Raw genomic sequence first — 25,381 nt, 5'->3', positions numbered from 1 at the left:
TTTTGGTAAATGGTGTGAATTTTACAAGAGTCTTTTAGCATCCTTACCATTAAAAAGCTTGTCATGATTATTTGGAGGGTTTTGAAATGTTATTGTACGCTCTGTCAAGTTAGAAAGATTTAGAATTTTTAGATCTGATTAAAGTCATCTAAAAAACTGATCCCGCTCATCCAATATCAGCGTATTCTGCAATTAATCTCAAATAACTTTTGACTCTTCCCAAATGAAATTCGCGATCGAATTCATTTTCCGCCTGTTCGCAATTGATCGCGTGAACTTTCGCCCTGATATTGGCACGAAGACATTTGTAATAATTGAAAATCTCATCGTCTTCCGGTTCAGTGAAACAGTCGAATGCTTTTTTGTACGTTGTGATAAATGTTTGTTCCAGATCTCTCCGGTTATATGCTTCCAAATCCATACACAGAAATGCGATCTCGCTCATTACGTCTATTTGCCGGTACGAGTCGTTAAATTCGATACAATCAAAGACAATGGGCTGCTTATATGCGAATATATTTCCGGCATGCAGATCTCCATGTACGTCTCTTTTGAATCCAAGGCAGACTCTGTCGTCTATTCTGGTTTTAAGTTTAATAAGCATTTCTCCGCTCCATGCAATACTTTTTTCAATGATACGCACATAATTTTCTCCCAAATTATCCCGGACAAATTTGCTGATGCTCAGTATGTCGTTATAGGTTGAGATGGCCTCATTTAAAATAAATGGAGCTTTGATTACCCTGGCTCTTAGATGAAAACGCGCAACATTGCGGGCCAACGCAGAAACAGAAGATGCAGGTATTCGGTTTTTTACGAGAAGCTTGTCCATCCTTTTGGCGGGATCCAGCCGCTTCATCATTACGGCATAGTCCACTATTTCTCCTTCACCTTCTCCAATTGTCCAGCGATTATGCACACAACGGATTGGTACGACTGACAAATAAATGGACGAGAATCGTTTGTTCAGGAGCAATTCTTTTTCACAAAGTTCTTTTCTTTTGGGAAGTGTAGAAAAATCCAGGAAGGACAAATTAACTGGTTTTTTGATCTTAAAAACGAATTTTTTGCTAAGGATCACCCAGGAAATATGTGTTTCTTCCAGCGCCCCTTCTAATGGTTTACCGCTAAAAAATCCTTCTGTCGCCAATTGATTTATCTGCTTTTCGTTCATGGCGTTTAGAGAGCTGTTCGGTTGTCTTACTTAGCATTTCTTCGATATTGTCATTGGTGGAAAACAGGGTCAGGTGAGGGAAGGTATACTTCTCAAACTGATTTTTGATACTCACATACACACCATAGTCTGCTTCGCTATCTGCCCTGGGTTCACTCAAACGTTTTTTGGCAATCTGCTCGGTGGTTTTGACCAGGATGAAATATATTGGAACAGTTTCTTCCTCTGCAAGCTGTTTGAAATAGTCACGCATGGTATGGTGGTAAAAGGTCGCATCCACAACGACAGTTCTATTTCCCTTTACAGCTTTACGGGTTTTCTCAGCCATGGCGAGATATATGGCAAGTTTATCCGAAAACGTGTATAGACCTGACGCATTCAAGCCCTTCCGGATGCGGTCACTGCTTATATATTCAGCCCCCAGCGCTTTTGAGAGTTTTTCCGCAAAAAACGACTTGCCCGATCCGGGCAATCCTGATACGATAACTATCATAATCCGGAACAGTTAAAGAATTTATTATTTACTGCTTTCACAAAAACGGCAAGAAGTTTGCCAGAGCAGCAAACTTCTTGTTACAATGATTCGATAACCGCTTAATTGTATGCAAATTCCTCTTCTCCGATTTCGAGTTTATTTTCTACGGCATTTACACCAGGAGCTGCCCATGCGGCGGCTTCGGCATCTTCGCTTTCCACGAAAGACCTCACATATCCTGTCAAAATTGCTTTGTTACCCACGATTTCGACCTTGATTTTGGAAGCATCAATGGAAGCATGCCGTGCAAAAGCAGCTTGTATTTTCTGGCTGACATTTTCTGCCAATGGCTTAGGTTTTATCGTAACCAGATTGAACACCATGACAACACCGGTCAAATTTTTAATTGCATCTGTTGCGTTTGTTCTTTCAATATCCCATTCCACTTCGCCTGTAAGCGTTACGAATCCATCTTCCACCTTTATTTTAATCTTCTCATCTTTTACGGCGCTGTTCCATTTGAGCGCATTCGCCACAGCTTCCGCAATTTCACCATCATTTTTTTTATCAGAGGTCGAAATTCCAACACAAATTTCCTCTGCGATGGCTTTTACACCTTTCACTTTTTTTGCTGCTTTTTCCGCGGCTGTCTTTTTTGCATAAGTGTCCACGTGGCCGGATAGCGTAACAATCCCGTCTTTAACCGAAACGCCTATTTCGGCAGCATTAAGGAGAGATTGCCATTTAATTTGTTCCATTACATCTTGTTGAATTTGAATGTCAGTTTTCATAGGAAATTTATGATTGGTGAAAATGGAAATAACATTGCTACCGACTGATAGTCTGGTCGGTTTGTAAATTTAGATAGACACCAATGCACGGTAAATGACAGAAGTCATTATTAGAAATGATTATCCTTTTCCAATGAAGACAGCACTTTTTCTCTTTTAAACTATTGATCAGGCCCGCTTTGCAAAGTCTTGTTTAATAGTCATTGCAATCTGTTAAAACTGAACGGGCACAAAACGCCGACTCCTTTTTTTGCACTTCCGGCGTTGCATGAGAAATGTCATACTGCCCGGTAACAAATATCATTTCTCCCTGGCCTGGACGGAAGTACCTTGGTGGAATAAAATGAATGTACCTCAAATTTTAAGTGATGAAAAAGATCCTGGTTCCCTTCGATTTTTCCTTCTCGGCCAGAGAAGCGTATAAATTTGCGCTGGATATTGCTGTTGCTAATTCAGGCGAAATATTGGTACTTAAGGTTATTGAGCCAGCGATAGTTTATGGTAACGGCATGCCTGGTCAGCCTTATTCTTATCCGGATCCGGTTTTATATTCTGGTGAATTGACGGAGGATTTAAGTAAGGAATTCGACGAGATAAAGGAAAGTTTTGACAAGCCGTTGGTACCGGTATACTTCTCTGTCGAATCCGGAGATATAACTGATACAATTTTAAGAACAATTCAAGAAAAAGAAATTGATCTTGTTGTCATGGGCACGACTGGTGCCAGCGGAATGAAGGAGTTTTTAATAGGATCAAATACTGAAAAAATCGTTCGTTTCTCTTCGGTTCCTGTGTTAGCTGTCCATAAAGCACAACCACTTTCAGCCATAAAAAAAATTGTTTTTCCCACAACTTTTGATCTGGATCAGCATGCCCTGGTTAATGGTATAAAAGCGCTTCAAAATTCTCTTAATGCCGAATTGTATCTGCTGTATGTGAGCACACCGGCGAGCCCGTTTTCCGATAAGGAAGCGATGGTCAACCTGGAAAACTTTGCAAAGTTTTATAGTCTGCATGACTACAAACTTAATATCTATCATCACCATCATGAGCAGCATGGTATATTAGCATTTGCGAAGGGTTTAGAACATTCAATCATTGCGATGGCGACCCATGGAAATAAAGGGATCACTCACTTGCTATTTGGAAGCATCGCTGAGGATGTGGTGAATCATGCAAAAGCGCAGGTGTGGACTTATGCGATCGGACATGAGGATTAATCTGGTCTCTTTGAATTGCGTCATTCATTATGCAGGAGTACAAGCGATATTTCTTACCAGGTACGGACAAGGAAAAGTAAGGTAGTTTACCACATTCCTCACGCCAAAAATATTCATCACATCTTCGTAGACGAGGTTCCGTTCTTTTTCTGAACCAACTGTTCCTTCCAGATACACCGTACGCCCAAGTACCCGCACTGTGATTTTCTCAATGTTAACCATGCAGTCATCTTGCAATGCTAGACACACTTTTTTTCTTAGTCCAAAATCGACGTTTTTAGCATCGCTCAAAGAATCCGTACCAATCGTATCGCTTTCCTGATATGTTTCAATGTTTTTCATATTCTGTAAGGCCTATTGTGATTGATTTTTGGACAATAAACGCTGTGTCCCTGACATCTTATGGCACTTTTACTTTGCTACTTCAAATTTAAAGTATTCATTTCTACCACTAAATGACTATCCACCTATTCAGAATATGATATTGGTCAATGACAGACCGTTCCCGGTCGACTTTTCCTAGCAGTGATTCATTTGTTTGACTACCTGTGTTTTGAGGCTTTAACTACGATTGTGTAAAGGTATGACATCAATCACTTCTTAACGTGGTACAAGTCCTGAGATAACAACGGGTAACTGAATAATTTGGTAGTGAATAAAAAGGGATACTCTATATCAAATCAGGTAATGAAAAATATACTAGTTCCATGGAATGTTTCATGGGCCGCAGACCATGCATGCAGATTTGCAATAGCGCTGGCATCGCACGCTGGTGACAAGGTCCATGTTGCCAAAATCATAAACATAGACTTTGCGGTTCGGGCTTCGGTGTCGGACAAGGCGTATAAAGAACAGATTACCATGCTGAGTGAGCTGATGGAGAAAGCAGAAAATGACTTCGAAAGGCTAATGAGCAGAATTGGCATCGCGGATAATAAGGTGGCCTTTCTACTGGAAGTAGGCCCTTCCAGGAATTGTTTGCTAAAAATAATTTGTGAACACAAAATTGATCTTGTGGTGGTAGCTGCCTCCGAGCAACCTGAATTTGAGCAACTGTTATCAGAATCTGACTTTGGGAAGATTACATTTGCTGCTCAGGTAGCTGACCTGATTGCACTTTACAAGTCGTAAGATTTAACAAATGACTTTACCTGAGAATTACCAGTTGTGCCAAGTGTGAGTATAGTGCAGGATTTTTAAAGAGAACGCTTAACCCTGCTGGTCTGGAATTACTGACAACAGTGTAAGCGTAAAAGCAACGCTTCCGGCAAGACTATTTAAGTCTTCCGAAACACGGCATTGAATTAAATTGTTAGAGGAGTTTATCAGTGAGTGCAAAAGCCTCTATCTCCTTTATCAAAGTTGTAATATTTTCTTTTTTTACTTCATTTATGCCATTAAGAAGCACTTTTCTCTTCATAGGGTCTTTTTCGAACCGCCCTGCAAATTTCACCAGTAGCCAATCAAGCCAGTTTAACGCTTTTAAATCCAACCGGCCGGGCAGGAAAAAAATTGAGCAGTTGGCCAAAATTGCTTCCGGAATATTTTTACTGATAATTCTGTCTTGTGTTACTTTGTCGGTTGACGGAGTAGCACATACGACAAACAAAAACAGCTTTCGGTTTTTGAAAAGATCGCCATTTTTTTTGAGCCAGTCTGCAAGAACCAGTTTTTCCATGTACACCGAACTGCCGATCACCAGGTAATCATAGTTCTGCAAAAGAAGGCTTGATAAAGCGGCTGCTTCAACGACGGTCGCATCAAGTTTTTCTCCAACCCAATTGGCATACTGCTTGGTTGCTCCGTATTTTCCTTTGTATAACACGAGTCCTTTCATGATAAATCTTATTTATGGGCGATGAAAAGTGGAGATTTTAATTCACGCATCAGCATGTCAGCCATACTGCTGCGAAACCATCTGGATACGATGTTTCTACGATAAGCGCCTAAAACGATAAGGGCATCCTGATGTTTGTTTTTAAGATGTTCCACAATTTCAAATTCGGGCTCGCCGTGTAATACGGTGTAAGTTGCTTTGGGATAATGTCGTTTCATAAACTCTTTCATTAACCTGTTATCAGGAAGGTGCAGGTTTTCTTCGGAAGATTTGACGGACAACACTTCCACGGGTTTGTGAAGATACTGAAATACGCTGCTGAACATTTTGATCGCAAAAACAGACGAAGGTTCCCCATCATATAGCAATACGACCCTTTCAAATTCCTCAAAATGCCTGGGAACAACCATGATCGGACATTCCACGTTTATCAAAAGCTCTCTCATAAAATCCGAAGGAACTTCTTCCTCATTGTTCGACATCGTTTCCGTTTTATCAATTACCAGGAGGTCTGCGTAGATGCTTTCATGCAACAACTGCTTACGTGCGAAATTCTCCTCTCTGTGAACGCTGTATTCGATTTTTGCAAGCCGGCATATTTCCTGGAAATCTGTAATTGCCTGGGCTCTTGCTTTCTTATCTTCTTCTTCGCTCTTACTTATAATATCGTCGTATAAGCCCTGGTCAGGAATTGCGCTATACATGGAAAAGCTGTGATACGTAAAGTCTTCCAGAAAAACGCCGACCAAATGGCCGTTGGTTTCCCGGGTGACGAGGGCTGCATATTCTGCCGCACTTCTTGAAAATTTTAATCCGTCAATCGCAACAATGATCTTTTTCATAATAAAGGAAGTTAGGGATGAGCTATAAAAACTGGGATTGAAAGGGATTTAATCAGCTTTTCAGCAGCGCTTGGAAAGAAATTTCTGGAAAGCTTGGAACGACTGTATGCACCCATTACGACAAGTGCCTTTTTTCGCTGGAACAAAAATTTGAAAAGTTCCTGATTCGGATCACCGTTCAGCTCGTGGAAGCTTGCATTGGCATAATGCATACGGAGATACTGTTTCAAATTATGTTCGTCACCTGACCCCTCTTGCTTATTGACCTGCACAACGCTTATTCTTTCTTCGTCAAGCTCTGGAAATATGTTTGCAAATTGCCTGATGGCGAATGCCGCAGCCGCGCCACCGTCATAGGTAAAAACAATTTCATCAATGCCGTCGAACTTCACAGGGGTAACCAGTACCGGACATTCCGACTTGGCTAATACATCGGTTGTGAAAGTTGAGTAGTCATCATCTGATGCATCATCAAAATTGATGGCCGGGTTAATGATCAGAAGATCACCAAAGCGACTTTCTGAGAGTAACTCGTGCAGCGGAATTGTTTTGTCGAGGTGAACCGAGTGCTGAACTCCGCATCTGGTGCATATCTCGTTAAAGATCCGGACGTTTTCGTCAAAAATCTTCAGTTTTTCATAGTAGTCCGGGAGGTCGCTGGCAACGATTGTCTCAACATAAGGCATTCCCAGAACGGTTTTTAAAGCTGGTGTTTCACTCAAAAGCTGGTTTTCAAGAAACACGCCGGTTAGTCTCGATCCACTCGTTTTAGCGAGGTAGCAGCCTAAGTCAATGTCTGAAATATTTAACTTTTCGGCGTTGATTGCAATCAAAATATTTTTCATACAGCATTGGAGACTTGGTTAATATGTAAGTATAAGGTTGCGAACTTTCCAGGCGGTGTTTCCTGTGGAAAGGTAAGCGGCGTTGGGTCGTTTTCGGGCGTGATTTCAGGGAAACGCGGATTTTCGGGCATCGGCGGAGTAGGAACAAATTCCGGTGGTTCGGGTATCGGCGGCACTTCCGGGATAATTGAAGATGTAGTCATTGTTTTTTTGATTATCGATCGTAAAACATTCAATCCTAATTAATTACTGAAATAAAATTAGAAGCAAGTATTGCTGTTCCATATGATAACAGTCACATTTCAAACTGATCGTAGGCATGTGGCTGGAAATGCTTGCGGTATCGGCGTAGTGTTTTCACTGCTACGATAAAAGTCATAACTGAGCATGAGATTCGTCAGCGCTGCATCCGGATTGTTTTCCTTTTTTTACATCAATAAAAACCTGGGAATTCATCATATAACTTTCATCCCAATGCTCAGATACCTGTTTTTTACCGCAATGTTTATTCATGGCCTTATCCACCTGACAGGATTTGTCATGGCATTTGGTTATGGCGGGCTGAACCTTACTACGAACCATATATCCCGGGCTAACGGCATATTATGGTTGATCGCCAGTTTTCTATTTGTACTGGCTTCCATTTTGTTCTTGCTAAAGCACGACGCGTGGCTTTTGGCCACAATATTAGCTGGTATAGTTTCCCAGGTATTGATATTTATGTTTTGGAGCGATGCCAAGTTTGGTACCATCGCCAATGTGATTATTGTTACTGTCGCAATTATTGCAGCAGCCGGCAAGGAAATGAAATACATTTTCAGAGATTGAAAGGCCTTTGAAAATCAGTATTGTTTTGGGCAAGTCTTTTATTTAAATCAAAAAAACATAATCGTAGAACGTAAAATGGAAACAAAAACAAAATCCGAAATTCTGCTGGAACTATGGAAGGAAGCAAGAACCCGCTTTTCCAATCAGCTATCGATCCTCACTCCTCAGGACCTGACCAAAAAGTTGCCACTTACCCAAAACAGCGTAGGCTTTCTGATACGGCATGTGGGTGATGTAGAGCTTTTGTTTGCTAAAAATGTGTTTGGAAGTGATGTGAAAGTGAGTGCTAAAACGCTTATTGCCCAGCATGATACCGGTGAGTGGACGAATTTGGAAGAATTAATCGAATACGTGGCCTATTCGGCGAAAACGCTTGAAGCCATTATCAGTAAGCAAGGTGCAGAGGACTGGGAAACAGAAGTGGTTACCAAAGAATTTGGAAAGAAAACCAAGGCGGAATCTCTGGGCAGGATCATTTCTCACACAGCGCATCATGGAGGCCAACTGGCGATCATTCTTAAATATGCACATCAGGAACATTACGCAGGGATTGCTTTTTAATACGGTCTCATCGGAAGAAAATCTGACGTCCTTCAAAATCGGCCTGACTATGTCGAATTTGAAGGACGTTTATTGTTGTGCGTTATTTGACGGAATTCTGGCGCTGACTGGTATAGTAAGTCTTCATAAACCGGATCAGCATGTTTTAGTCTACGAAAGTAGGCCTGACCAATATATGTGCCTCCGCCAGGTCAATTCGCAATTTGTAATTGTGCGGAGGTACCAGCAGCATTTTTGAAGTAGCTATATTGTGTAGAAGAAACAATACATTACCAGTAAAATCGGAATAGACCGGCGTGTTAAATGGGACCAGATATGAAACCTCAATGTGATATTCTGCATCCGTGATAAAAACGGTGCTGTTCCCAACTGGTAAGGATTGAAGATCCGTTGGGACCTGTGGATGAAGTACTGGCAATGGAAATTCACCGGCAGTACTATTTAAAATGTTTGCAGGAGTTCCTTTTGGTTTGTCAACAATATAACCCTCTGATGCATTTACTGATGGATTTGCGATCCGTTTGATGTGAAGCTTCACCTTGTAAGTGACATTTTTCGCATTTGGTACGGCGCTGAAATTGAACCATGCGTTCTCAAGCGGTAAGGTTATTTCCGGATGCTCCGGTGTTACGGTTCCAAAAACGTCGTTAATTGCCAGACCCTTGCAAAACTCTGCTTTGGTGATTTCAAATTCGCAGGAATATAATCTGGCTGACCCATTCAAAAGAGTACAATTTGACTCAGGATCTGGAATCACATGGTCGGTGCAGGCCAGGAAAGATGCGGTAACCAGCAGAGCGCTAACAGTTATTGATTTGAGTAAACATATTGTTTTCATAAGCGTGCAGGTGAATAGTCGGTTAATTATAGATTGGGTGTACTATTTGATTGTCAGATATTTTTGTTCAGGCAAGTACATCAATTAACGATACCCCATTTATGATTTTTATCAGTTCTTATAGCTAATTGCGTCAGTTTTTTTTATAAAGTGAGACGCTAGTTTTGAATGACAATATATTAGTGACTTCGCTATTATTATGAACCTGAACGCCGCGTTGATCCTTTATTTATGCCTTGTCAAAGTTGCAGGCGTTGGACAGGATCTGTCGGTCTGGAAAGAGATGGTATACAAATCAGGTGTAGATACGGTCGGAATTAGCGGGGACACTGTTTCGATCAATCGCGTGTCAGGACTTGTTAGTTATGGATCCCGGCCATACCATCTTGGCCATTGGAAAATTCCGCAAAAAGTTGATTCGGCCCGACTTAAAATAGTCACAGACGCAGTAATCGGGCAGAAGGAGGGATGGATAGATCAATGGAAATCACTCGAACCAGGTTTCCTTCCCTACAAATATTTGAAGTCCTACCTGGATTCGTCGCATGCCGATGGAGCGGATAGCAATGAAGGTTTCGACATAGTTTGTTCTGCATTAAATGAATACCGTTGGTTAAACAGGATTCCGTCTGACGCTTTAATCATAGTCAATATCCCATCTTCAACATTAAGAGTCGTTACTAAAAATGGTTGCCAATTACTTTATTCGAAGGTAATCCTTGGTCAGCGTCATACACCAACTCCACTTTTCGGAGCCTACCTAACTCGTATTATTACTTTTCCTTATTGGAATGTCCCAAGGTCAATTGCAACAAAAGAATTGCTTCCAAAAATAAAACGTAATCCGGCTGCTACCCTCGATAATCTGAAAATGCAGGTGCTTGATAGCCAGGGAAAAATTGTAGATCCGGGTGTGATCGACTGGAAATCGCTGTCGGCCAGAAACTTTCCTTACCGTTTGCGGCAGTCAACCGGATGTGATAACGCATTGGGTGTCATTAAGTTTGATCTGAACAGTCCCTATGATGTCTACCTGCACGATACCAATCACCGGGAGCTTTTTGAAGCGGAAAATCTTTTTTTAAGTCATGGCTGTATCAGACTTGCCAAGCCTGTTGAATTAGCTAATCTGGTTTTGCAAAAAGAGACTTTTACAACCTCTTTCTTAACCACGGAAAAGACGAATGTCCCCTCAAAGATATTTGCCCTGCCAGCGGCGATTCCGATTATCATCACCTATCAACTCGTTGACCTGGATGAAGATAACCAGCTCCATTTTTATCCGGATGTTTATGGCTGGCAAAAAGTCAAAATGTAATTCACAATCACTAAACACAATCATCATGGACCACCTGCCTTTTACTCCGTTCTTTTTTGTGCTGGCCTACATTACTTCCAATGTACTGGCGCTGCTCTCTATTTTTGCCTCGATCAGGTTTCCGAAATTTGCACGCTTGTTTTTTCTAATGCTTTTCGGCTGGGCGTGCTGGATCAATTCTTCCATGGCTTTGGATTCGCCGTGGGTATATCAGGACTATGCTGAAAGTGCGATTCCACTTTATAAACAGTTCATTCTGGGGACTTTTGAAGCCATCATAACGCCCATGGTATTGGTAATTGCCATTTGTCAGGCTTTAATTGCCATCGCTATGCTGCTCAAAGGCAAGCTATTCCAAATTGGCTGCTGGGGAGGGATTGTTTTCGGCTTGGCAGTCGCTCCACTTGGAACTTATGCTGCTTTTCCTGCAACCGTCTTTATGGCCATTGCCTTGTATTTACTTCAAAAGAAAAACGATAATCTATACCTGTGGGAGAGAAAACATGATGAGCACAAAAAGCCACACCTGGCGCATGCTTCCCACTAATTTATTTTTATATCGATTTAATATTAATTCATTAATACGAAAAATATCATGTATTCACTTGAAGGAAAAACGGCCATTGTTACCGGGGCAGGTTCTGGTATTGGGCGAAGTATCGCATTGCTTTTTGCACGCGAAGGCGTTAACGTGACGGTTTCGGATATAAACGAAAACGAAGGAAATGAAACGGTTTCAATGATCCATGAAAAGGGAGGTGAAGCCTTCTTTGTCCGTGCAGATTCAGGTAACGCGGCAGATAATGAGCAGCTGGTTTTGAAAACAATCGAAAAATTTGGCCGATTGGATTTTGCATGTAACAATGCAGGAATAGGAGGGCCGTCAGCACCAACAGGCGAGTACCCCATAGACGGCTGGGACAAGGTTATTGCTGTTAATTTATCCGGCGTTTTTTATGGTATGCGTTACCAGATTCCCGAAATGCTAAAATCAGGTGGTGGTGTCATTGTCAACATGGCTTCTATTCTGGGACAAGTTGGTTTTGCAAACAGCCCTGCTTATGTTGCTGCAAAACATGGTGTGGTTGGTCTCACTAAAAATATAGCGCTCGAATATGGTCCTAAAAATATAAGGGCGATTGCCGTTGGGCCGGCTTTTATCAAAACGCCTTTGCTGAAAGATTTTGACGAAGATACAATGAACTGGCTTGCCGGTAAGCACCCGATTGGACGAATAGGAACCCCTGATGAGGTCGCAGAATTTGTTCTATTCCTTTGTTCGGATAAGGCTTCTTTTATTACAGGGTGCTACTATCCCGTAGACGGAGGTTACCTGGCTTCCTGAAAGATTTTTAACCTAAGCTAAATAAAAAGAAGACCGTCGGGAGCATAAATTCCAGGCGGTCTTTCTTTTGATTGATGCACAAAACAACTTCTTACATCACTGCCATTACAGATATATCAGCCTGTCTGGCAATCTGTTGTGTATTGCTTTCCAGCACTGCATATAAAAGCTTGTTGTGTTGTCTGGGAAGCATAATGAGCAGGTCGGCATGGTTGTCTGTGGCAAAGTCCATTATTTTCGCAGTCGCATTATGTCCCGAAACAATACTCATTGTATGAGGGATAGATAACATAAGATTACGGATATGCTGGCCGGTTTCAAGGGTTTTCGGGTCGGAAGGCTCCTCGCTGATGCATACGACGTCTAAGGTCGCCCCGAACTCTTTGCAAAAATGTATCACATTTTCCAGTGCGGCTGCATTGACAGGGTGTCTCAGATCGGCAGCCAGTACCATTTTTTCAAATTGAGAGAAGTGTGCTTTTGGCGGAACCAGGAGTAGAGGCACCGTAATCTGTAAAATCAGCTCGGTAGCCTTGCTGCCAAAATAAGTATAGCCCGGAGATTTTGCACCAGCAGTGCCCATGATAAGCAAGTCGACATGTTGCTCGCTTGTTACTTCTTTAATAGTGTCGATGGCGTCGCCTTCCCTTGCGGACAGGATTATCTCTACTGACTTTCCGGAAAATTCCCTAAGCCGTTTCCGAAGGTGGTACAACTGGCGCATACTTTTGAGCTTCGCTTTGTCTTCTTCTGGAACAGGCAGATCCGTCCAGGTTGGAATATGGAATGATGACTTATAAACGTGCAAAATCAGCAGACGTGACTTTAAAATCCCCGCGATTTTTACTGCGAACTCGGAGGCGGATGCTGATTCTTTTGAAAAATCGGTGGCTAGGACAATGGTTTTCATAAAGTAATTTTTTGTTTAAGCGATTTCAATTAACTTTTCGGTACAGTATTGGGATCTTCCCATAGACCAGACAAGCTGAGCCAGCCAAAATCCTTTTTCAAGTTTTTCTGTCGACACCACATGCCTTGGTTCAGTTTTTTCAAGTATCTGAAAGCTGATATTTTCAAGGCTTCCACTGCCTTTCGTAAATACTACTTCGGCCTTTGTGAAATACAATGGCAGAACAAAACTCATTTGCTGGGTGGTAGGTTTGTAGGTCATGGTATGGTTAATTTTGAACTTAGTGGTTTATGGGTCGAGGCACGTTTTTCGGTTATTGGCGGCTTAGGCTCGGCAAGTCTCTTGTTTACAGCACAAGTCCAGACAGGCATATTGGCATGATTCACTACATCTGCTGCAATGCTGGTGGCAAACAAATGCCCGGCATCAAGATTGCCGTGTGTTGACATAGCGATCATATCTGCATTCATTTCCTTTGCGAAGTGGACGATTCCCGCCCGCTCATCATCGTCAAACCTGACGTTGCAGGTCGTATCGTCAAGTCCATAATGAATGATGTATTCCCGCAGCCGGGATTCGAGCGAGCTATTTTCGACCCTGACGTCCGTGTTTATACGCAGCAAGTGAAGTTTAGCCTGAAAAGTTTTTTGGAGGAATTTTAATTGCTCTATGAATTCAAATTGGTGATGTCTCAGATCGCAGGGAAGAACGATATTTTTTATTGAACCAACCGCAGTTAGTCCCTTAATCGACAACACCGGAACTGGCGAGGCCCTAACCACTTTTTCAGTATTCGAACCCATGAATATCTGTTCCCAACCTCGGGAGCCTTTCGTTCCCATCACAACCAGGTCAATGTTCTTCCTGTTTATACATCCGAGTATCTCCGGTAATATTTTTCCCACGGTAATTTCGTGCCTGATCCTGATGGGAAGCCGGTAAGTCTTTTTAATTTTTTCAAAACCAACTCTGGCCAGTTTTCTGTATAAATCAAGATCCTTAGCATCGGAGAGTTTCTCCGGGAGTTTCAAAATGGTTAGAATGATCACCTCAGCATGGCATTTGCCTGCCAGTTCTATGGCAAATCTCAACGCATTTTCACAGCAGGGTGAGAAATCGCACGGCACAAGGATCTTTTTCATATAAATAAAGCCTTTGTAATGTTGGATCTACGCGGCATCACTGCTGAGCCCCAATTGAATACGTCCAGATCGTTTCCTTTGAATGGTTCGCAACACTTTCAGCAATGCTACCGGCCATGAAGTGCTTAAGTCCCTTATTCCCGTGCGTGCCCATTGCTATAATGGAGTTACTTAAAGCAGTTGAGAATTTTAGTATACCATCTTCCTCATTGTTATGTTCCCGGACATTGATTGTATAATTGGTCAGATCGTAGAAGCGGGCCATGTTTCCCAGACTCATTTCCAGTTCCTCAATTTTTTCATCATTGACTGGTGTTTTAATATATAATAAATGAAGGGTTGCATTGAAAAAGGCCTGCAGTGCTTTAATTTTTTCGACTATTGCATTTTGAGTCAGATCAATTTCAGTAGGAAAAATGATGTTTTTGATCCTGGAAAAACTTTGCGCATGGTGAATGACAAATACCGGAACAGGTGCACATTGAACAATTTTTTCAGTATTGGAGCCTAATAAGAATTCTTTCAATCCATGTACGCCGCGTGTGCCCATCACCACAAGGTCTGCTTCTTGTTTGTGGATCTGGTTCAGTAATGTCTGGCATACCGTGCCTTGCTCAGTTACAAAAGTTACTTTCACATTTTTAGCATCTATTGCTTTTGTAAAAACCTCAAAATCATCCCAGGCATCCACTTCCAGTTCTTTTAACACAGACGTCACATGCAAATAATAAGGATTCGAATCCAGGCTTTCAACATATACAGGTGTGAGATCTATAATCTTTACCAAAATTACCTCGCCGCCATTGGCAGCAGCAAGATCAATAGCAAACTTGTAAGCTTGTCTTGCAGAATCTGAGAAGTCGCAGGGCACGAGGATCTTTTTCATGGTTGTTCGATTAATGGTTTGGCGTGTCATCAAATTGTTGATTGACGATGCTAAACTATTGATTATCAAAAAAGATTAGAATGATGTTCATTGGCATGAAACCTGACTTTGGTCATGACTCGCCCATATTCGGGAGAGGAGGTTGTGGGGTCTTGTTTTCTGAATTTCAAAAGCACAATTCATGAGTAATATCAGCTTAAATCATGCAGGAGAACATATTTTGCCAAAATCCATCCGGATAAATTTGAGCTGAACTAGATATTGAAGAAAGCTAAATCAAAACGTCATGAAAAAGCTATGCATGGTTTTGTTGATCGGTTTATACGGTTGTAGTCCTGCGATTCGCGCATATTATGATTACGACAAGGCGGATAACGTCCAAAATTATAAGACCTTCACCTGGGAGGGGGCAAGTCAAACGGAGAAAAAAGGCAATCCGTTATATTACAGCGAATTGAACGATAAACGGATAAGAGCAGCCGCCAGCGACCTGATGCAGGCAAAAGGGTATGTCCGTACCGACCAGAATCCTGACCTCACGCTGCACTATCACATTGTAATGGAAGAGCGCTCAATGCTGACTCCGGATCCTTACGGCTATATGTATGGCGATTACTTCATGCGTCCCAGATCCGACGTATTCAGCTACCGCGAAGGAACTTTGATCATTGACTTCATGAGTACAAAAAACCAAAATCTGGTCTGGCGCGGATGGGCGGTTGCCGCCATGGAAGTAGTGCTTTACGACACCAAAGACACGGATATCCTGATCAGATCAGCAGTAGCAAAAATTTTTCAAAATTTTCCTGAATCGAAAGGAGATATTGATCCAACTGTCACTTTTCGTGAACAGTAAAGTGTAACTCGAATCTATTGATCTTCTGATGGTTAGGTTGTTGCAGTCAAGCCGAGCCCAATCGTTATGAATCTGCCGGATACCATGAACGCTATGATTTCCATTCACCGGGAAAGCCATTGGCCTTTTCAAAAGTACCAATACCGGTTCCTCAGGAAAATCAGATACTCGTAAAGGTGATCGCCTGTGGGATTTGCAGAACCGACCTCCATATTGTGGACGGGGAACTAGCAGATCCAAAGCCAGACCTTATTCCGGGGCACGAAATTGTCGGGCAAGTGGTGCAATCGGGAAGTGAAGTTTCCAGGCATAAGTTGGCGATTTTGTCGGCATTCCCTGGCTCAGATATACCTGCGGATACTGCAAATATTGTGAGCGAAATCAGGAGAATCTTTGCGAAAACGCCCTTTTTACAGGCTATACGGTGGACGGCGGGTACGCTAAGTTACGGTAGCTTATGAACAATATTGGTTTCCGCTTGACAGTTTTTATGCAAATATGGGCAAGTACTTAAACGTACAATTTTGCCCGCAGCTCTTTAAAATCCTTTTGATATAGAGTCGTTCGGAAAAGTAATTTTAACCTCGTAAAAAGATGGAAGTTGCTTTTCCAGACGTGACAATTCAGGTGCTGAAATTACACTGGGAAAAAGTAAGTCAATAGAGTAGTTAAGCTCTGAATTGCGGTTAGCTATATATTTTTCTTCGATTCCATTCTGCTTCTTGCTTCCAAAATAGCCGGCATACTTTCTACTGCCCAGTTTTTCAGCATAGTAATGGCAGGCAGTAGTGTTCTGCCAAGATCAGTAAGCGAATATTCAACCTTGGGCGGAATCTGGGGATACATCTTTCGGTTGATAAGCCCGTCCGTTTCCAGACTTTTCAGTGTTACAGTGAGCATCTTTTGTGATATGCTTTCTATTTTGTGATCCAGTTCACTAAAACGCAGTGTTCCGTCGCTTCCCAAAATGTCCATAATCATCAAAGACCATTTGTCCCCAACACGGTCAAGGAGATTACGGATACCGCAATCAGCCATGTCAAAATCTTTTTTTATTTCTTTTCGAATCATAACCTCTTAGTTTTCAATATAACAAACATGGCGGTAAGTGACTGAGATTCTGGTACGTTCTTGTTTGAGTCTTACTTACCAAATACCTTTGACTTACCAAAAGTAAGTAATTGATAATTACAAAATAAAATGGACTTAAAAATTAAAGGAAAAAGAGCATTAATTACCGGATCAAGTTCTGGTCTGGGAGAAGCAATTGCTAGTATGCTGGCGAGCGAAGGCGCTGAGGTGATTATTCATGGTCGTGATGAAGAGAGGACCAAATCGGTTACAGATAAGATTAATAAATTTGGTGGAAAGGCCGAATACGCGATAGGAGACCTGACAACCGAAGACGGCGCTGATCGTGTGGTAGCCGCAGCTTTGGCCAATGGACAGGTCGATATTCTGATCAACAATGCAGGGGTTTACCGTGGGCAGCCCTGGTTGGATGTGACACCGAAAGAATGGCTGGATACTTACAATATCAACGTGGTATCAGGTATAAGAATGACTCAGCGTTTGCTTCCTCAAATGCGTAAACTTGGTTGGGGAAGGGTAGTTCAGATCGGCGGTATAACGGCGATCCAGCCTATGGCAATTCAGCCGGACTATAATGCGGCAATGGCGGCAAGGCATAACCTGACGGTATCACTTGCCAGGGAGCTGAAAGGTTCAGGCATTACTTCTAATACGGTTGCGCCGGGAGCAATGTTGGTAGAATCCGTAAAAAAACTGATCCTTGGCATGGCAAAACAAAATAATTGGGGAGATAACTGGGATGAAATTGAAAAAAATGCAGCAGCCCAATTCTTGCAAAATGATACGGGAAGATTTGGTAGGCCAGAAGAAGTGGCAGGCGCGGTAGCTTATCTGATGAGCCCGTACGCTGATAACATTACGGGATCGATCGTTCGTGTAGACGGAGGTCAAACTTTTTCAGTCTAGTCCTGATAATCGAAATGTTGTATCCGAAGGCAATTGCAAAACGCCAGTCCTGTGTTCAGGATTGGCGTTTCAATTATATATTAATAGCTGGCCGTTAATCAAAACAATCATCAATTTTCAGAGATCACCCACCTTAATCTTATGCCGGTGCTCTGTTCCCCAATCTGCAAGCACTTTGATGATCGGCTCCAATGTGTGGCCGTAGGCTGTCAATTCGTAACTTACAGTAATGGGCTTGGTGATGTTAACGGTCCGTGTGATAAGCCCGTTAATTTCTAGGTCTTGCAGCTCTTTTGAAAGCATTTTGGACCCAAGACCGTCAATCTGTTTCTGTAAATCTGTAAAATTCTTTTTACCATAAAGCAGAACGCTGATCACCTTGATCTTCCATTTACCGCTTATCAGATCAAGCGCGTCCTGTATTGCAAAAAGTATCTTCGAACAATCAACCTGCTCTTCAACCATTGATTTAATTTTCTCCATAATTACAAAGGTTTACCAAGGGAACCCACTTTACTTTTGGAAACCCGTATCAAAAGTAAAGTTAAGAGATTTTACCTTTGAGTAAATGATTTTTTAGAATAAAATATGGTGATGAAAAAATTTGAAAATAAGATAGCAGTCATTACAGGCGGAAACAGTGGCATGGGTTTCGGAACAGCAAAAGTTCTTAAAGATTTGGGTGCCACCGTTATCATTACAGGTAGAAGAAAAGAGGCTCTTGACCAGGCCGCCCAGGAACTGGGAGTTACGGCGATTTTATCAGATCAGGCAAAGCTTGAAGACATTGATAGTCTGGTAAAGGAGGTGACGGAAAAATTCGGAAAGGTTGACATTCTCTATATCAATGCGGGCATATCGGGAACATCCTCCATTGAACTTGAAACACCGGAAAACTTCGACAAGATCAACGACGTCAATTACAAGGGAGTTTACTTTACTTTGAGTAAATTCATTCCTTATCTTAATGACGGTGCATCTGTTGTGGTTCTTTCCTCAGTCCTGGCTTCCACAGTGGGTGCGGGATTAAGTGTTTACAGCGCAAGCAAAGCAGCAGTTAATTCTATCGTAAAAACAGCCGCATTGGAACTTGCATCAAGAAAAATCAGGGTGAATTCAATTAGTCCGGGTGCAATTGACACTGAATTATTCAGCAAAATGGGTATGGATGATGAAACCTTAAATGGCATGACCGACTACCTGATAGGCTTAACGCCTTTGGGCCGTATCGGAAAACCGAGCGAAATAGGTCAGCTCGTTGCTTTCCTATCGAGTGATGAGGCGTCATTCATTACCGGTTCTGATCATATTATTGATGGAGGATCGACATTACTTTAAGAATTTCAGGTAAAATCTGCAAGAAGAAAAATGGTTTTGCCAGCATGATAATGCCAGCAAAACCATTTTTTATTATAACAAATTAAGCTGGTTATGAATGAAGTGATTCTGCTTTCATTTTTAATAGAAGCGCTAAAACTAATTTTTCTTTGATGACTCAGAAGCCATCAAATCAATGTTTCAAATAAATACATGCCAACTACTATAATTCATAAAAAAACTGCCTTAGCCGTTATACTTACCGTTCAGCTCATGCTGGCGATGGACTTTCTGATCGTTGTCATTTCATTAAAAGACATTCAGGCTGACCTGGGTTTTACTTCAACCGATTTATCATGGATACCGAATGCTTTCGGTCTGGCGTTTGGAGGATTGCTGCTTTTAGGAGGCCGGCTAGGTGATATGATCGGACAGGTAAAAGCCTTTCGGATCGGGGTAGCAATTTTTGTGCTTGCTTCCCTTGCAGGAGGCCTGGCATTGTCACCTCCCATATTGATCTTAGCTCGTGTCTTTCAAGGTATAGGCTCAGCATTGGCTGCTCCGAGTGTTCTGGCTTTGATTACCATTTTGGCTGAAAATGAAGCCGAAAAAAATCGCGGACTGTCTCTTTTTATTGCCGTATCTTCCACCGGGGCATCGTTGGGACTGATTTTGGGTGGAGCCTTAACAGAATACATGTCCTGGCGTTGGTCGCTGCTTATTAATGTACCCATCGGAGCATTTGCATTTGCAGTGATTGCTTTTCTTGTCCCGGAAACTATAAAGGTAAAGGGAAAACTAGATTTTTTTGGCGCTTTAACGGGAGCTTTGGGCTTTACTGTGCTCGTGTTCGGCTTCATTAGCGCAGGTGAAAATAGCTGGACGTCGGATATCACTATTGCTAGTTTCGTCAGCGCGGTGATCCTGCTTTTACTTTTTGTCTGGATAGAATCGAAAGTTGCAGAACCGCTTTTAGATCTGAGTATCCTAAACTCAAAACAACGACGTGGGGGCTTGGCTGTAATGGCGGTGATTGTTGGGATGCATTTTGCAGCATTGTTTTTAATCCTTCAATATTTTCAAGAAGTCTTGGGTTACAATCCATTGTTGGCAGGATGCGCTTATCTGCCTCTGACAACGGTCGTTTCAATCGTGTCTCAGTTCGTCCCACGCCTTGTTGCTAAATTTGGAGTCCGCTTTCTTTTAATAACCGGAAGTATGCTGGTGGCGGTAAGTTTCGTCGGTTTTTCACAATTAACCAGCACGAGCACTTACATGGGAGATGTGCTTCTGCCTTTATTTGTTCACAGCTTAGGTATTGCATTGGTGTTTGTACCAGGAAGCATTGTCATTCTGGATGGCGTTGATGATCAGGAGGCTGGAATATTATCCGGGGTCTTACAGATCAGTCAACAGATTGGTGGTGCTATTGGGATAGCTGCTATCATTTCTATTTATACGGCAAATCTGCTTCCTGAGGATTTTTCGTCCGGGTTTAATGCCGCATTCTTAATCGCTGCAGGTATTTCGATTACGGGTGCTATCATTACTATTTTCACCATTCCGGAAAAACAACTTGAAATAAGCAAATAAAATTTATCCTGATATCAGCGCTCTTGCGGAAGCAACGGCCTTTTCTGACACGATTCGTATAAAAAAGATTATCTGTCCAAAAGAAAGGCAAATGACTTTCTGCATGACCTGGTTGTTTGATTTTGCAAGTTATCGGTTTGATTATGCCTGTTTTACCTGTTTGATAACCCGGAAATTTGTGGAGTTAACTTTTAAATTAATTCAAAACAAATTGACATGATCACTTTTCAGGAAACCTCAGATAAATTTGCCGTAATTGAGACGCTGTACCGCTTTGCTGCGGGACTGGACCTGCGGGATAACGACCTTCTTGCATCTGCTTTTGCAACGGATGCTACATCCGATTTCAGGCCGGCAGGAAAAAAAGCTGGCTTTGAATATCCGGTGCTGGAAGGCAGGGAAAACATTGTCGCCGCGCTGATGGGGTCACTCAGTCAAATCGATACCACGTATTCGGTAAGCAATCCGAGGGTAACAATCGACGGAGATAAGGCCGTTTTGGACGCACTCGTCGAAGCGCAACACGTGCCTTCCAGCGACCATACGCGGCACTATTTAATGAAAAATCGGTACGACGTTGAACTTGTGAGGCAGGGCGAAGTATGGGTTATTCAGATCGTCACAATTGATAATATCTGGCGTACGGGCGATCCTGGCGTTCTTACAGGAATCTAAAACGTTCATTATCGGTTAGATATCTATATCGCTGGACAGTTTAACAAAAATGCGACGGTCTAACACCGTCGCATTTTTGTTGTAAAACATTATTGAACTTATACCAACTGACAATGAACAGCTTATTTAATCTTTGCCCCATATAATTCTTTCAAAAAGTCCGGTAAACTTACAGGCTCTTTGCCTGTGATACGCCTGAAAGTGTCAGATGTTTTTTCGAATTCTCCTTCCACAATGGCTCTGGCAGACAAAGTGCTAATTTCGATTCCAGTTTGTGGTACTCCATAATTTTTTAATGTATTCTCGAAATCTATTTCTGTTGGCGAAACATAGTCGATCTTTGTTCCGCTTACCTCTGTAATTAGTTGTGCCACTTCTTCAAAGGTGTAGGCTACCTCGCCACTTGCTTCATAGACTTTGTTTTCGTGGCCCGGAGTTGTCAGGATTTCGGCAGATAGTTCTGCAATGTCTCTGCGGGCAATGAATCCACTTTTTCCCTGTGATGCCGGAAAGAATATGGTTTTGGCTGTAAGTATATTTTCCCCGACAAAGAGCGGGATAACTTCCATGTAATAGTTATTCAGTAAAATTGTGTACGGTATTGCCGATGCCCTGATGGCGTCTTCTGCAATAATGTGGCCCTGAGCGAGTGTTAATAGAGGGTGATTTTCGTGACCATCTTTTCTGGAAAAACTGGTATACACCACATGACCAACCTTTGCCTGTATTGCAGCCGCTACTACATTTTCATGTTGAACCAAACGGCCTTCAAGATCCGGGCCGGAAACAAAATATAGTATGCCGATGCCTTCAAAAGCGTTGATCATTGATTCACTATCATCGTAATTTCCAATGCGAATTTCAATCCCCTTGCTTTCAAATATTTCGGCATGAAGTTCACTCCTTAGCATCACCGCTATGTTTTTAGCTGCCGTTTTATTTAATAATGATTCAAGTACAAGTCCGCCCAAATTTCCAGTAGCCCCGGTAATCAGAATTTTCTTCTCCATGTTAATTTTATGATCTGGTGATTAAAATATTGAGGTAATTAATTATTTTGTTGCGTTTCATTCGTAACCCCAAGGAACTGTCTCCGCACAATTTGTTATGGCGTGTGCGCGACCTCTGTTACCTGGCCATCCGGGTCATAGAAGTCAATTGTGTAGTAATCTTTCGAATATGGCATTGCCAATGGGCCGCGAATGAACGATGTGTTTTGACCTGTTAGTGCCTGATATACCTGATCAACCTGCTGTTTTTCGACAGCTTGAAAACAGAGGTGTCTGACTCCAAGAGACCTGTTTTTTACGAGATCTCTCATCTCTTTGAAATAGATGACCATACTTCCATTTGAAAAGGAGACATCGCTAATCTGTTTCCAGCCGATCAAAGGGAGGAAACTATTGTAGAATCTCATGGTTTGGCCGAGATCCGATACCCAGAATTCAATGTGATTTATTCCTGGTTTTAAACTGCTATCCATAATTTCTAATCGTTAATTTGTTAGGTATAAATACTCTTGGCGATGGGCACAACACTTTAACCAGATGATTTTCGTTTCATCTTTACTCAAAAATCGGTATGCATTGGCTGCCGAAAGGTGATTGAAAGTATTACAGGTATGTTTGCCCGGCTTTCGGGATAAACCAGCCTTCAGGTTTTCCTGCCGCAGATTATTTTTTAGTTGTTAAATGCCTGGCGGTATTCAAGAGGGGATATTTTGGTTTTACTTTTAAAAAGTTTATTGAAGGATTGCGGGTACTCGAAACCAAGTTGATAAGCAATTTCAGCAATGGTCAGATTGGTTGTGCTGAGAATATCCTTGGCTTGGTTAATCAGTTTGTTATGAATATGCTGTTGGGTCGTTTGTCCGGTAAGAGACCGAAGCATGTCGCTCAGGTAACGGGGTGAAACTTTGAGGTGATCTGCGAGCTGCTGCACCGTCGGCGGTCCTTCAAACAGTGATTTTTCCGTTTCAAAGAATTCGGTCAGGTACGACTCCATTTCCCCGATCAGATCGTTATGAACTGTTTTCCGGGTGATGAATTGCCGGTTGTAAAAACGGTTACTGTAATTGAGCAGAAGCTCTATTTGTGTGATGAGCACATCCTGGCTAAAATGGTCAATATTGTTCTCGAGTTCAATCGCGATCGCATCGAATACCGAAAATATAACCTTCTTTTCCTTATCGGATAAGTACAGGGCTTCTGCCACTGAATAAGAAAAGAAGCCATAATTGACAATGTTCTTTCCGATTGGATAACTGCGGATAAAATCAGGATGGAACAACAAGGTGTAGCCGCTGTAATCTTTTTCTTCTTCTGCCGCTGTAATTAACTGATTCGGTGCTGTAAAGGAAAGACCCCCTTCTTCAAAATCATAATACCCCTGTCCGTACCGTATTTGGCCTGCAAAATGTTTTTTAAAGGATATCTTGTAAAAATTCAGCACGTATCCTTTTCCAAGATGCGTGGTGTCTGCCCGGATATCTTTATAGTCAACCAGTGCTACAAGTGGGTGCATAGGTCTTGGAAGTTCCAACATCCGGAGTAGTTCGGATACACTTTGGATGACTTGCGGAGTATTTTCCTTCTTCATTGGCTAGCGAATTAGATCTTGTGATAAACCGGATATATATTCCAGGATACGGTTCGCTGATCGATGAGATCATGAACAGGTGAATCGGAAAGTTCATCCATCAGGCGGTGCATCGCATCGGTCCCATCCTCCTGCGAATCCCAGATGAGTACATCGATGATGGTGCCGTCAGGCTGCTGTGCGATTTGTCTGGACTGGAAACCCGGTTGTTTTTTTAACCAGGAATCTACATCTGCATTGGCCGCTATAAAATTCTTATATGTCTTTCCTTTTTCCAATTTAAAGGTCGTCATTTCCAGACCACCTGGTTTAGTTATATCTGACATTGTCGTGTTCGTTTTAATAATATGAGGGTAATTGATTAAACAGTTACTTTCCTGATAAAAGTTTGTTTAAGTGAATGCCACCCAAATCCCACTTAAATATTTTTTACAAAATCAGTTGAATTTGTAAAGTTCATTGATCTGTTCGCTGTGCGCCTGTATGCCAAGTTTCTGACGCGTTTGTGATGCGTGGACGGCGTCCGGGCCAGCCAGGTAACGAAGCTGTGTTTTGTTGTCCGTCGCTGCTTCGTAGATGATAGCTGCAATCTGTTCGGGCTCCGAAAAAACAACATTTGTACTTCCGTCTTCGAAACCTGACATCATTTTATTCCAAAGTGGAGTATACGCCTCATTGGCAACATAGGTCAGGGACCTTCCAACATAGTCGGTATTCATGGCTCCGGGTGCGATGGTTTTAAAACGTATACCAAATTGATTGGTTTCATAATTCATCGCCTCGCTCCAACCTTCCAATGCAAATTTTGTGGCGCTGTAAACAGAAGCCAACGGATTTGCTGCAATGCCGGCAGCAGAAGTGATGGTAAGGAATATCCCCCCTTTTTTTGTTCTCTGAAATAAGTTATAAACGGCTGAGAAACCCGCAAAACACCAAGTAAATTGGTCTCAAGCTGTTTTCTGATCTGCTGATCTGTGTAGGCTTCAAACCCGCCGACAAGTCCGTATCCGGCATTGTTTAACACCACGTCAACGCCAAGTGTAACTGCTTTCTGAACTGTTTGCGTCACCTGGTCGGGGTTGGTAACATCCATGGGCAACAAGGTGACATTTTCTAGCAGACCAAGTTCTGTTTCTTTTTCAGGATTACGCATAGTAGCAATTACCTTCCAGCCGTTTGCTTGAAATAATCTGGCGGTTGTCTTTCCTAATCCGGACGAAGCGCCGGTGATGAATATTGTTTGCATGATTTTGATTTATTGTTCGATACAAAGATCCGGCTGTGTTGTCTGTCCAGTGTTTCCGTTTTGGTAAATTGTGTATCCAAAATAGC

Annotated in this window: 32 protein-coding genes and 2 pseudogenes; 13 read left to right on the top strand and 21 right to left on the bottom strand. The window is 42.2% G+C overall.

The window, feature by feature from the left end:
- Window positions 1–166 precede the first annotated feature (166 nt).
- The 3 genes from KZC02_RS07595 to KZC02_RS07585 form a co-directional block, all read right to left on the bottom strand.
- Window positions 167–1,174: a hypothetical protein gene (locus KZC02_RS07595; protein ID WP_221393544.1), complete on the bottom strand. Its 1,008-nt coding sequence runs from the start codon at window positions 1,172–1,174 to the stop codon at window positions 167–169.
- Window positions 1,128–1,667 (bottom strand): ATP-binding protein, encoded by a 540-nt coding sequence (locus KZC02_RS07590; protein ID WP_221393543.1) that lies wholly within the window; start codon window positions 1,665–1,667, stop codon window positions 1,128–1,130. Before KZC02_RS07590 ends, KZC02_RS07595 begins: the two co-directional genes overlap by 47 nt.
- Before the next feature lie 101 nt (window positions 1,668–1,768).
- Window positions 1,769–2,440, bottom strand: a complete 672-nt coding sequence (locus KZC02_RS07585) for a BON domain-containing protein (RefSeq protein ID WP_221393542.1) — start codon at window positions 2,438–2,440, stop codon at window positions 1,769–1,771.
- A gap of 368 nt (window positions 2,441–2,808) precedes the next feature.
- Between KZC02_RS07585 and KZC02_RS07580 the strand changes: the two genes are divergently transcribed.
- Entirely contained in the window at window positions 2,809–3,660 is an 852-nt protein-coding gene (locus tag KZC02_RS07580; protein ID WP_221393541.1) for a universal stress protein, read from the top strand.
- Window positions 3,661–3,687: 27 nt separating this feature from the next.
- On the opposite strand, the gene KZC02_RS07575 is transcribed toward KZC02_RS07580, so the two are convergent.
- The gene (locus KZC02_RS07575; RefSeq protein WP_221393540.1) at window positions 3,688–4,002 is read right to left on the bottom strand and encodes a BON domain-containing protein; all 315 of its coding nucleotides are present in this window, start codon (window positions 4,000–4,002) and stop codon (window positions 3,688–3,690) included.
- Between the two features lie 345 nt (window positions 4,003–4,347).
- Between KZC02_RS07575 and KZC02_RS07570 the strand changes: the two genes are divergently transcribed.
- Window positions 4,348–4,791 (top strand): universal stress protein, encoded by a 444-nt coding sequence (locus tag KZC02_RS07570; protein WP_221393539.1) that lies wholly within the window; start codon window positions 4,348–4,350, stop codon window positions 4,789–4,791.
- A 181-nt stretch (window positions 4,792–4,972) separates the two neighbouring features.
- Here KZC02_RS07570 and KZC02_RS07565 read toward each other — a convergent pair whose 3' ends face one another.
- The 4 genes from KZC02_RS07565 to KZC02_RS07550 are packed head-to-tail and all read right to left on the bottom strand — an operon-like array spanning window position 4,973 to window position 7,387.
- Window positions 4,973–5,497 carry a flavodoxin domain-containing protein gene (locus tag KZC02_RS07565; protein ID WP_221393538.1) on the bottom strand — a complete coding sequence of 175 codons (525 nt, stop codon included), beginning with the start codon at window positions 5,495–5,497 and terminating at the stop codon, window positions 4,973–4,975.
- An 8-nt stretch (window positions 5,498–5,505) separates the two neighbouring features.
- On the bottom strand, window positions 5,506–6,339 hold the full coding sequence (locus KZC02_RS07560; RefSeq protein ID WP_221393537.1) for a universal stress protein: 834 nt from the start codon (window positions 6,337–6,339) through the stop codon (window positions 5,506–5,508).
- A gap of 11 nt (window positions 6,340–6,350) precedes the next feature.
- Complete coding sequence (locus tag KZC02_RS07555; protein ID WP_221393536.1) at window positions 6,351–7,184, bottom strand: universal stress protein; 834 nt, start codon at window positions 7,182–7,184, stop codon at window positions 6,351–6,353.
- The gene (locus KZC02_RS07550) at window positions 7,181–7,387 is read right to left on the bottom strand and encodes a hypothetical protein (protein ID WP_221393535.1); all 207 of its coding nucleotides are present in this window, start codon (window positions 7,385–7,387) and stop codon (window positions 7,181–7,183) included. The genes KZC02_RS07555 and KZC02_RS07550 overlap by 4 nt, the downstream gene beginning before the upstream one ends.
- Before the next feature lie 271 nt (window positions 7,388–7,658).
- Between KZC02_RS07550 and KZC02_RS07545 the strand changes: the two genes are divergently transcribed.
- Together KZC02_RS07545 and KZC02_RS07540 are read left to right on the top strand one after the other, a co-directional pair.
- Window positions 7,659–8,012: a hypothetical protein gene (locus KZC02_RS07545; protein WP_221393534.1), complete on the top strand. Its 354-nt coding sequence runs from the start codon at window positions 7,659–7,661 to the stop codon at window positions 8,010–8,012.
- Between the two features lie 75 nt (window positions 8,013–8,087).
- Complete coding sequence (locus tag KZC02_RS07540; RefSeq protein WP_221393533.1) at window positions 8,088–8,573, top strand: DinB family protein; 486 nt, start codon at window positions 8,088–8,090, stop codon at window positions 8,571–8,573.
- Window positions 8,574–8,718: 145 nt separating this feature from the next.
- Here KZC02_RS07540 and KZC02_RS07535 read toward each other — a convergent pair whose 3' ends face one another.
- A complete protein-coding gene (locus tag KZC02_RS07535) occupies window positions 8,719–9,411 on the bottom strand; it encodes a hypothetical protein (RefSeq protein WP_221393532.1) in 693 nt (230 codons plus the stop codon).
- Window positions 9,412–9,610: 199 nt separating this feature from the next.
- On the opposite strand from KZC02_RS07535, the gene KZC02_RS07530 reads away from it, so the two are divergent.
- The 3 genes from KZC02_RS07530 to KZC02_RS07520 are packed head-to-tail and all read left to right on the top strand — an operon-like array spanning window position 9,611 to window position 12,074.
- Window positions 9,611–10,729, top strand: coding sequence for a L,D-transpeptidase family protein (locus tag KZC02_RS07530; RefSeq protein WP_221393531.1), 1,119 nt, complete (start codon window positions 9,611–9,613; stop codon window positions 10,727–10,729).
- A gap of 25 nt (window positions 10,730–10,754) precedes the next feature.
- Window positions 10,755–11,276: a hypothetical protein gene (locus KZC02_RS07525; protein WP_221393530.1), complete on the top strand. Its 522-nt coding sequence runs from the start codon at window positions 10,755–10,757 to the stop codon at window positions 11,274–11,276.
- Window positions 11,277–11,324: 48 nt separating this feature from the next.
- Window positions 11,325–12,074: an SDR family NAD(P)-dependent oxidoreductase gene (locus KZC02_RS07520; protein ID WP_221393529.1), complete on the top strand. Its 750-nt coding sequence runs from the start codon at window positions 11,325–11,327 to the stop codon at window positions 12,072–12,074.
- Window positions 12,075–12,165: 91 nt separating this feature from the next.
- Here KZC02_RS07520 and KZC02_RS07515 read toward each other — a convergent pair whose 3' ends face one another.
- The 4 genes from KZC02_RS07515 to KZC02_RS07500 are packed head-to-tail and all read right to left on the bottom strand — an operon-like array spanning window position 12,166 to window position 15,012.
- Window positions 12,166–12,984 carry a universal stress protein gene (locus KZC02_RS07515; RefSeq protein WP_221393528.1) on the bottom strand — a complete coding sequence of 273 codons (819 nt, stop codon included), beginning with the start codon at window positions 12,982–12,984 and terminating at the stop codon, window positions 12,166–12,168.
- 15 nt (window positions 12,985–12,999) lie between these two features.
- Window positions 13,000–13,245, bottom strand: a complete 246-nt coding sequence (locus KZC02_RS07510) for a hypothetical protein (RefSeq protein ID WP_221393527.1) — start codon at window positions 13,243–13,245, stop codon at window positions 13,000–13,002.
- Window positions 13,242–14,126 carry a universal stress protein gene (locus KZC02_RS07505; protein WP_221393526.1) on the bottom strand — a complete coding sequence of 295 codons (885 nt, stop codon included), beginning with the start codon at window positions 14,124–14,126 and terminating at the stop codon, window positions 13,242–13,244. Before KZC02_RS07505 ends, KZC02_RS07510 begins: the two co-directional genes overlap by 4 nt.
- A 37-nt stretch (window positions 14,127–14,163) precedes the next feature.
- Complete coding sequence (locus tag KZC02_RS07500) at window positions 14,164–15,012, bottom strand: universal stress protein (RefSeq protein ID WP_221393525.1); 849 nt, start codon at window positions 15,010–15,012, stop codon at window positions 14,164–14,166.
- 286 nt (window positions 15,013–15,298) lie between these two features.
- On the opposite strand from KZC02_RS07500, the gene KZC02_RS07495 reads away from it, so the two are divergent.
- Together KZC02_RS07495 and KZC02_RS07490 are read left to right on the top strand one after the other, a co-directional pair.
- Window positions 15,299–15,868: a DUF4136 domain-containing protein gene (locus KZC02_RS07495; protein ID WP_221393524.1), complete on the top strand. Its 570-nt coding sequence runs from the start codon at window positions 15,299–15,301 to the stop codon at window positions 15,866–15,868.
- A 176-nt stretch (window positions 15,869–16,044) separates the two neighbouring features.
- Window positions 16,045–16,322, top strand: a pseudogene (locus KZC02_RS07490) (alcohol dehydrogenase catalytic domain-containing protein).
- A 236-nt stretch (window positions 16,323–16,558) separates the two neighbouring features.
- Here KZC02_RS07490 and KZC02_RS07485 read toward each other — a convergent pair.
- Window positions 16,559–16,939 carry a helix-turn-helix domain-containing protein gene (locus KZC02_RS07485; protein WP_221393522.1) on the bottom strand — a complete coding sequence of 127 codons (381 nt, stop codon included), beginning with the start codon at window positions 16,937–16,939 and terminating at the stop codon, window positions 16,559–16,561.
- Window positions 16,940–17,068: 129 nt separating this feature from the next.
- Here KZC02_RS07485 and KZC02_RS07480 point away from each other — a divergent pair, with 129 nt between their 5' ends.
- Window positions 17,069–17,866, top strand: a complete 798-nt coding sequence (locus KZC02_RS07480) for an SDR family NAD(P)-dependent oxidoreductase (protein ID WP_221393521.1) — start codon at window positions 17,069–17,071, stop codon at window positions 17,864–17,866.
- A gap of 117 nt (window positions 17,867–17,983) precedes the next feature.
- Here KZC02_RS07480 and KZC02_RS07475 read toward each other — a convergent pair whose 3' ends face one another.
- Window positions 17,984–18,349 carry a helix-turn-helix domain-containing protein gene (locus tag KZC02_RS07475; protein WP_221393520.1) on the bottom strand — a complete coding sequence of 122 codons (366 nt, stop codon included), beginning with the start codon at window positions 18,347–18,349 and terminating at the stop codon, window positions 17,984–17,986.
- A 111-nt stretch (window positions 18,350–18,460) separates the two neighbouring features.
- Here KZC02_RS07475 and KZC02_RS07470 point away from each other — a divergent pair, with 111 nt between their 5' ends.
- From KZC02_RS07470 to KZC02_RS07460, 3 genes are all read left to right on the top strand, one after another.
- On the top strand, window positions 18,461–19,204 hold the full coding sequence (locus KZC02_RS07470; protein ID WP_221393519.1) for an SDR family NAD(P)-dependent oxidoreductase: 744 nt from the start codon (window positions 18,461–18,463) through the stop codon (window positions 19,202–19,204).
- Window positions 19,205–19,396: 192 nt separating this feature from the next.
- Complete coding sequence (locus tag KZC02_RS07465) at window positions 19,397–20,776, top strand: MFS transporter (protein ID WP_221393518.1); 1,380 nt, start codon at window positions 19,397–19,399, stop codon at window positions 20,774–20,776.
- A gap of 216 nt (window positions 20,777–20,992) precedes the next feature.
- Window positions 20,993–21,451 carry a nuclear transport factor 2 family protein gene (locus KZC02_RS07460; protein WP_221393517.1) on the top strand — a complete coding sequence of 153 codons (459 nt, stop codon included), beginning with the start codon at window positions 20,993–20,995 and terminating at the stop codon, window positions 21,449–21,451.
- Between the two features lie 122 nt (window positions 21,452–21,573).
- Here the strand turns inward: KZC02_RS07460 and KZC02_RS07455 are convergent, their stop codons facing one another.
- From KZC02_RS07455 to KZC02_RS07430, 6 genes and pseudogenes are all read right to left on the bottom strand, one after another.
- Entirely contained in the window at window positions 21,574–22,461 is an 888-nt protein-coding gene (locus KZC02_RS07455) for an SDR family oxidoreductase (protein WP_221393516.1), read from the bottom strand.
- Between the two features lie 95 nt (window positions 22,462–22,556).
- On the bottom strand, window positions 22,557–22,934 hold the full coding sequence (locus KZC02_RS07450; RefSeq protein WP_221393515.1) for a VOC family protein: 378 nt from the start codon (window positions 22,932–22,934) through the stop codon (window positions 22,557–22,559).
- Between the two features lie 197 nt (window positions 22,935–23,131).
- A complete protein-coding gene (locus KZC02_RS07445; protein ID WP_221393514.1) occupies window positions 23,132–24,049 on the bottom strand; it encodes an AraC family transcriptional regulator in 918 nt (305 codons plus the stop codon).
- An 11-nt stretch (window positions 24,050–24,060) separates the two neighbouring features.
- Window positions 24,061–24,375, bottom strand: a complete 315-nt coding sequence (locus KZC02_RS07440) for an antibiotic biosynthesis monooxygenase (RefSeq protein WP_221393513.1) — start codon at window positions 24,373–24,375, stop codon at window positions 24,061–24,063.
- A 111-nt stretch (window positions 24,376–24,486) separates the two neighbouring features.
- Window positions 24,487–24,768 (bottom strand): hypothetical protein, encoded by a 282-nt coding sequence (locus tag KZC02_RS07435; protein WP_229254055.1) that lies wholly within the window; start codon window positions 24,766–24,768, stop codon window positions 24,487–24,489.
- A gap of 42 nt (window positions 24,769–24,810) precedes the next feature.
- Window positions 24,811–25,295 (bottom strand): annotated as a pseudogene (locus KZC02_RS07430) (SDR family oxidoreductase); the annotation flags it as partial.
- Window positions 25,296–25,381 lie beyond the last annotated feature (86 nt).

This window comes from Dyadobacter sp. NIV53 (assembly GCF_019711195.1).
In the GTDB taxonomy this organism is placed as follows: Bacteria; Bacteroidota; Bacteroidia; order Cytophagales; family Spirosomataceae; genus Dyadobacter.
The sequence above is the reverse complement of the archived record's forward strand: the minus strand, read 5'-3'. Positions and strand labels throughout refer to the sequence as shown.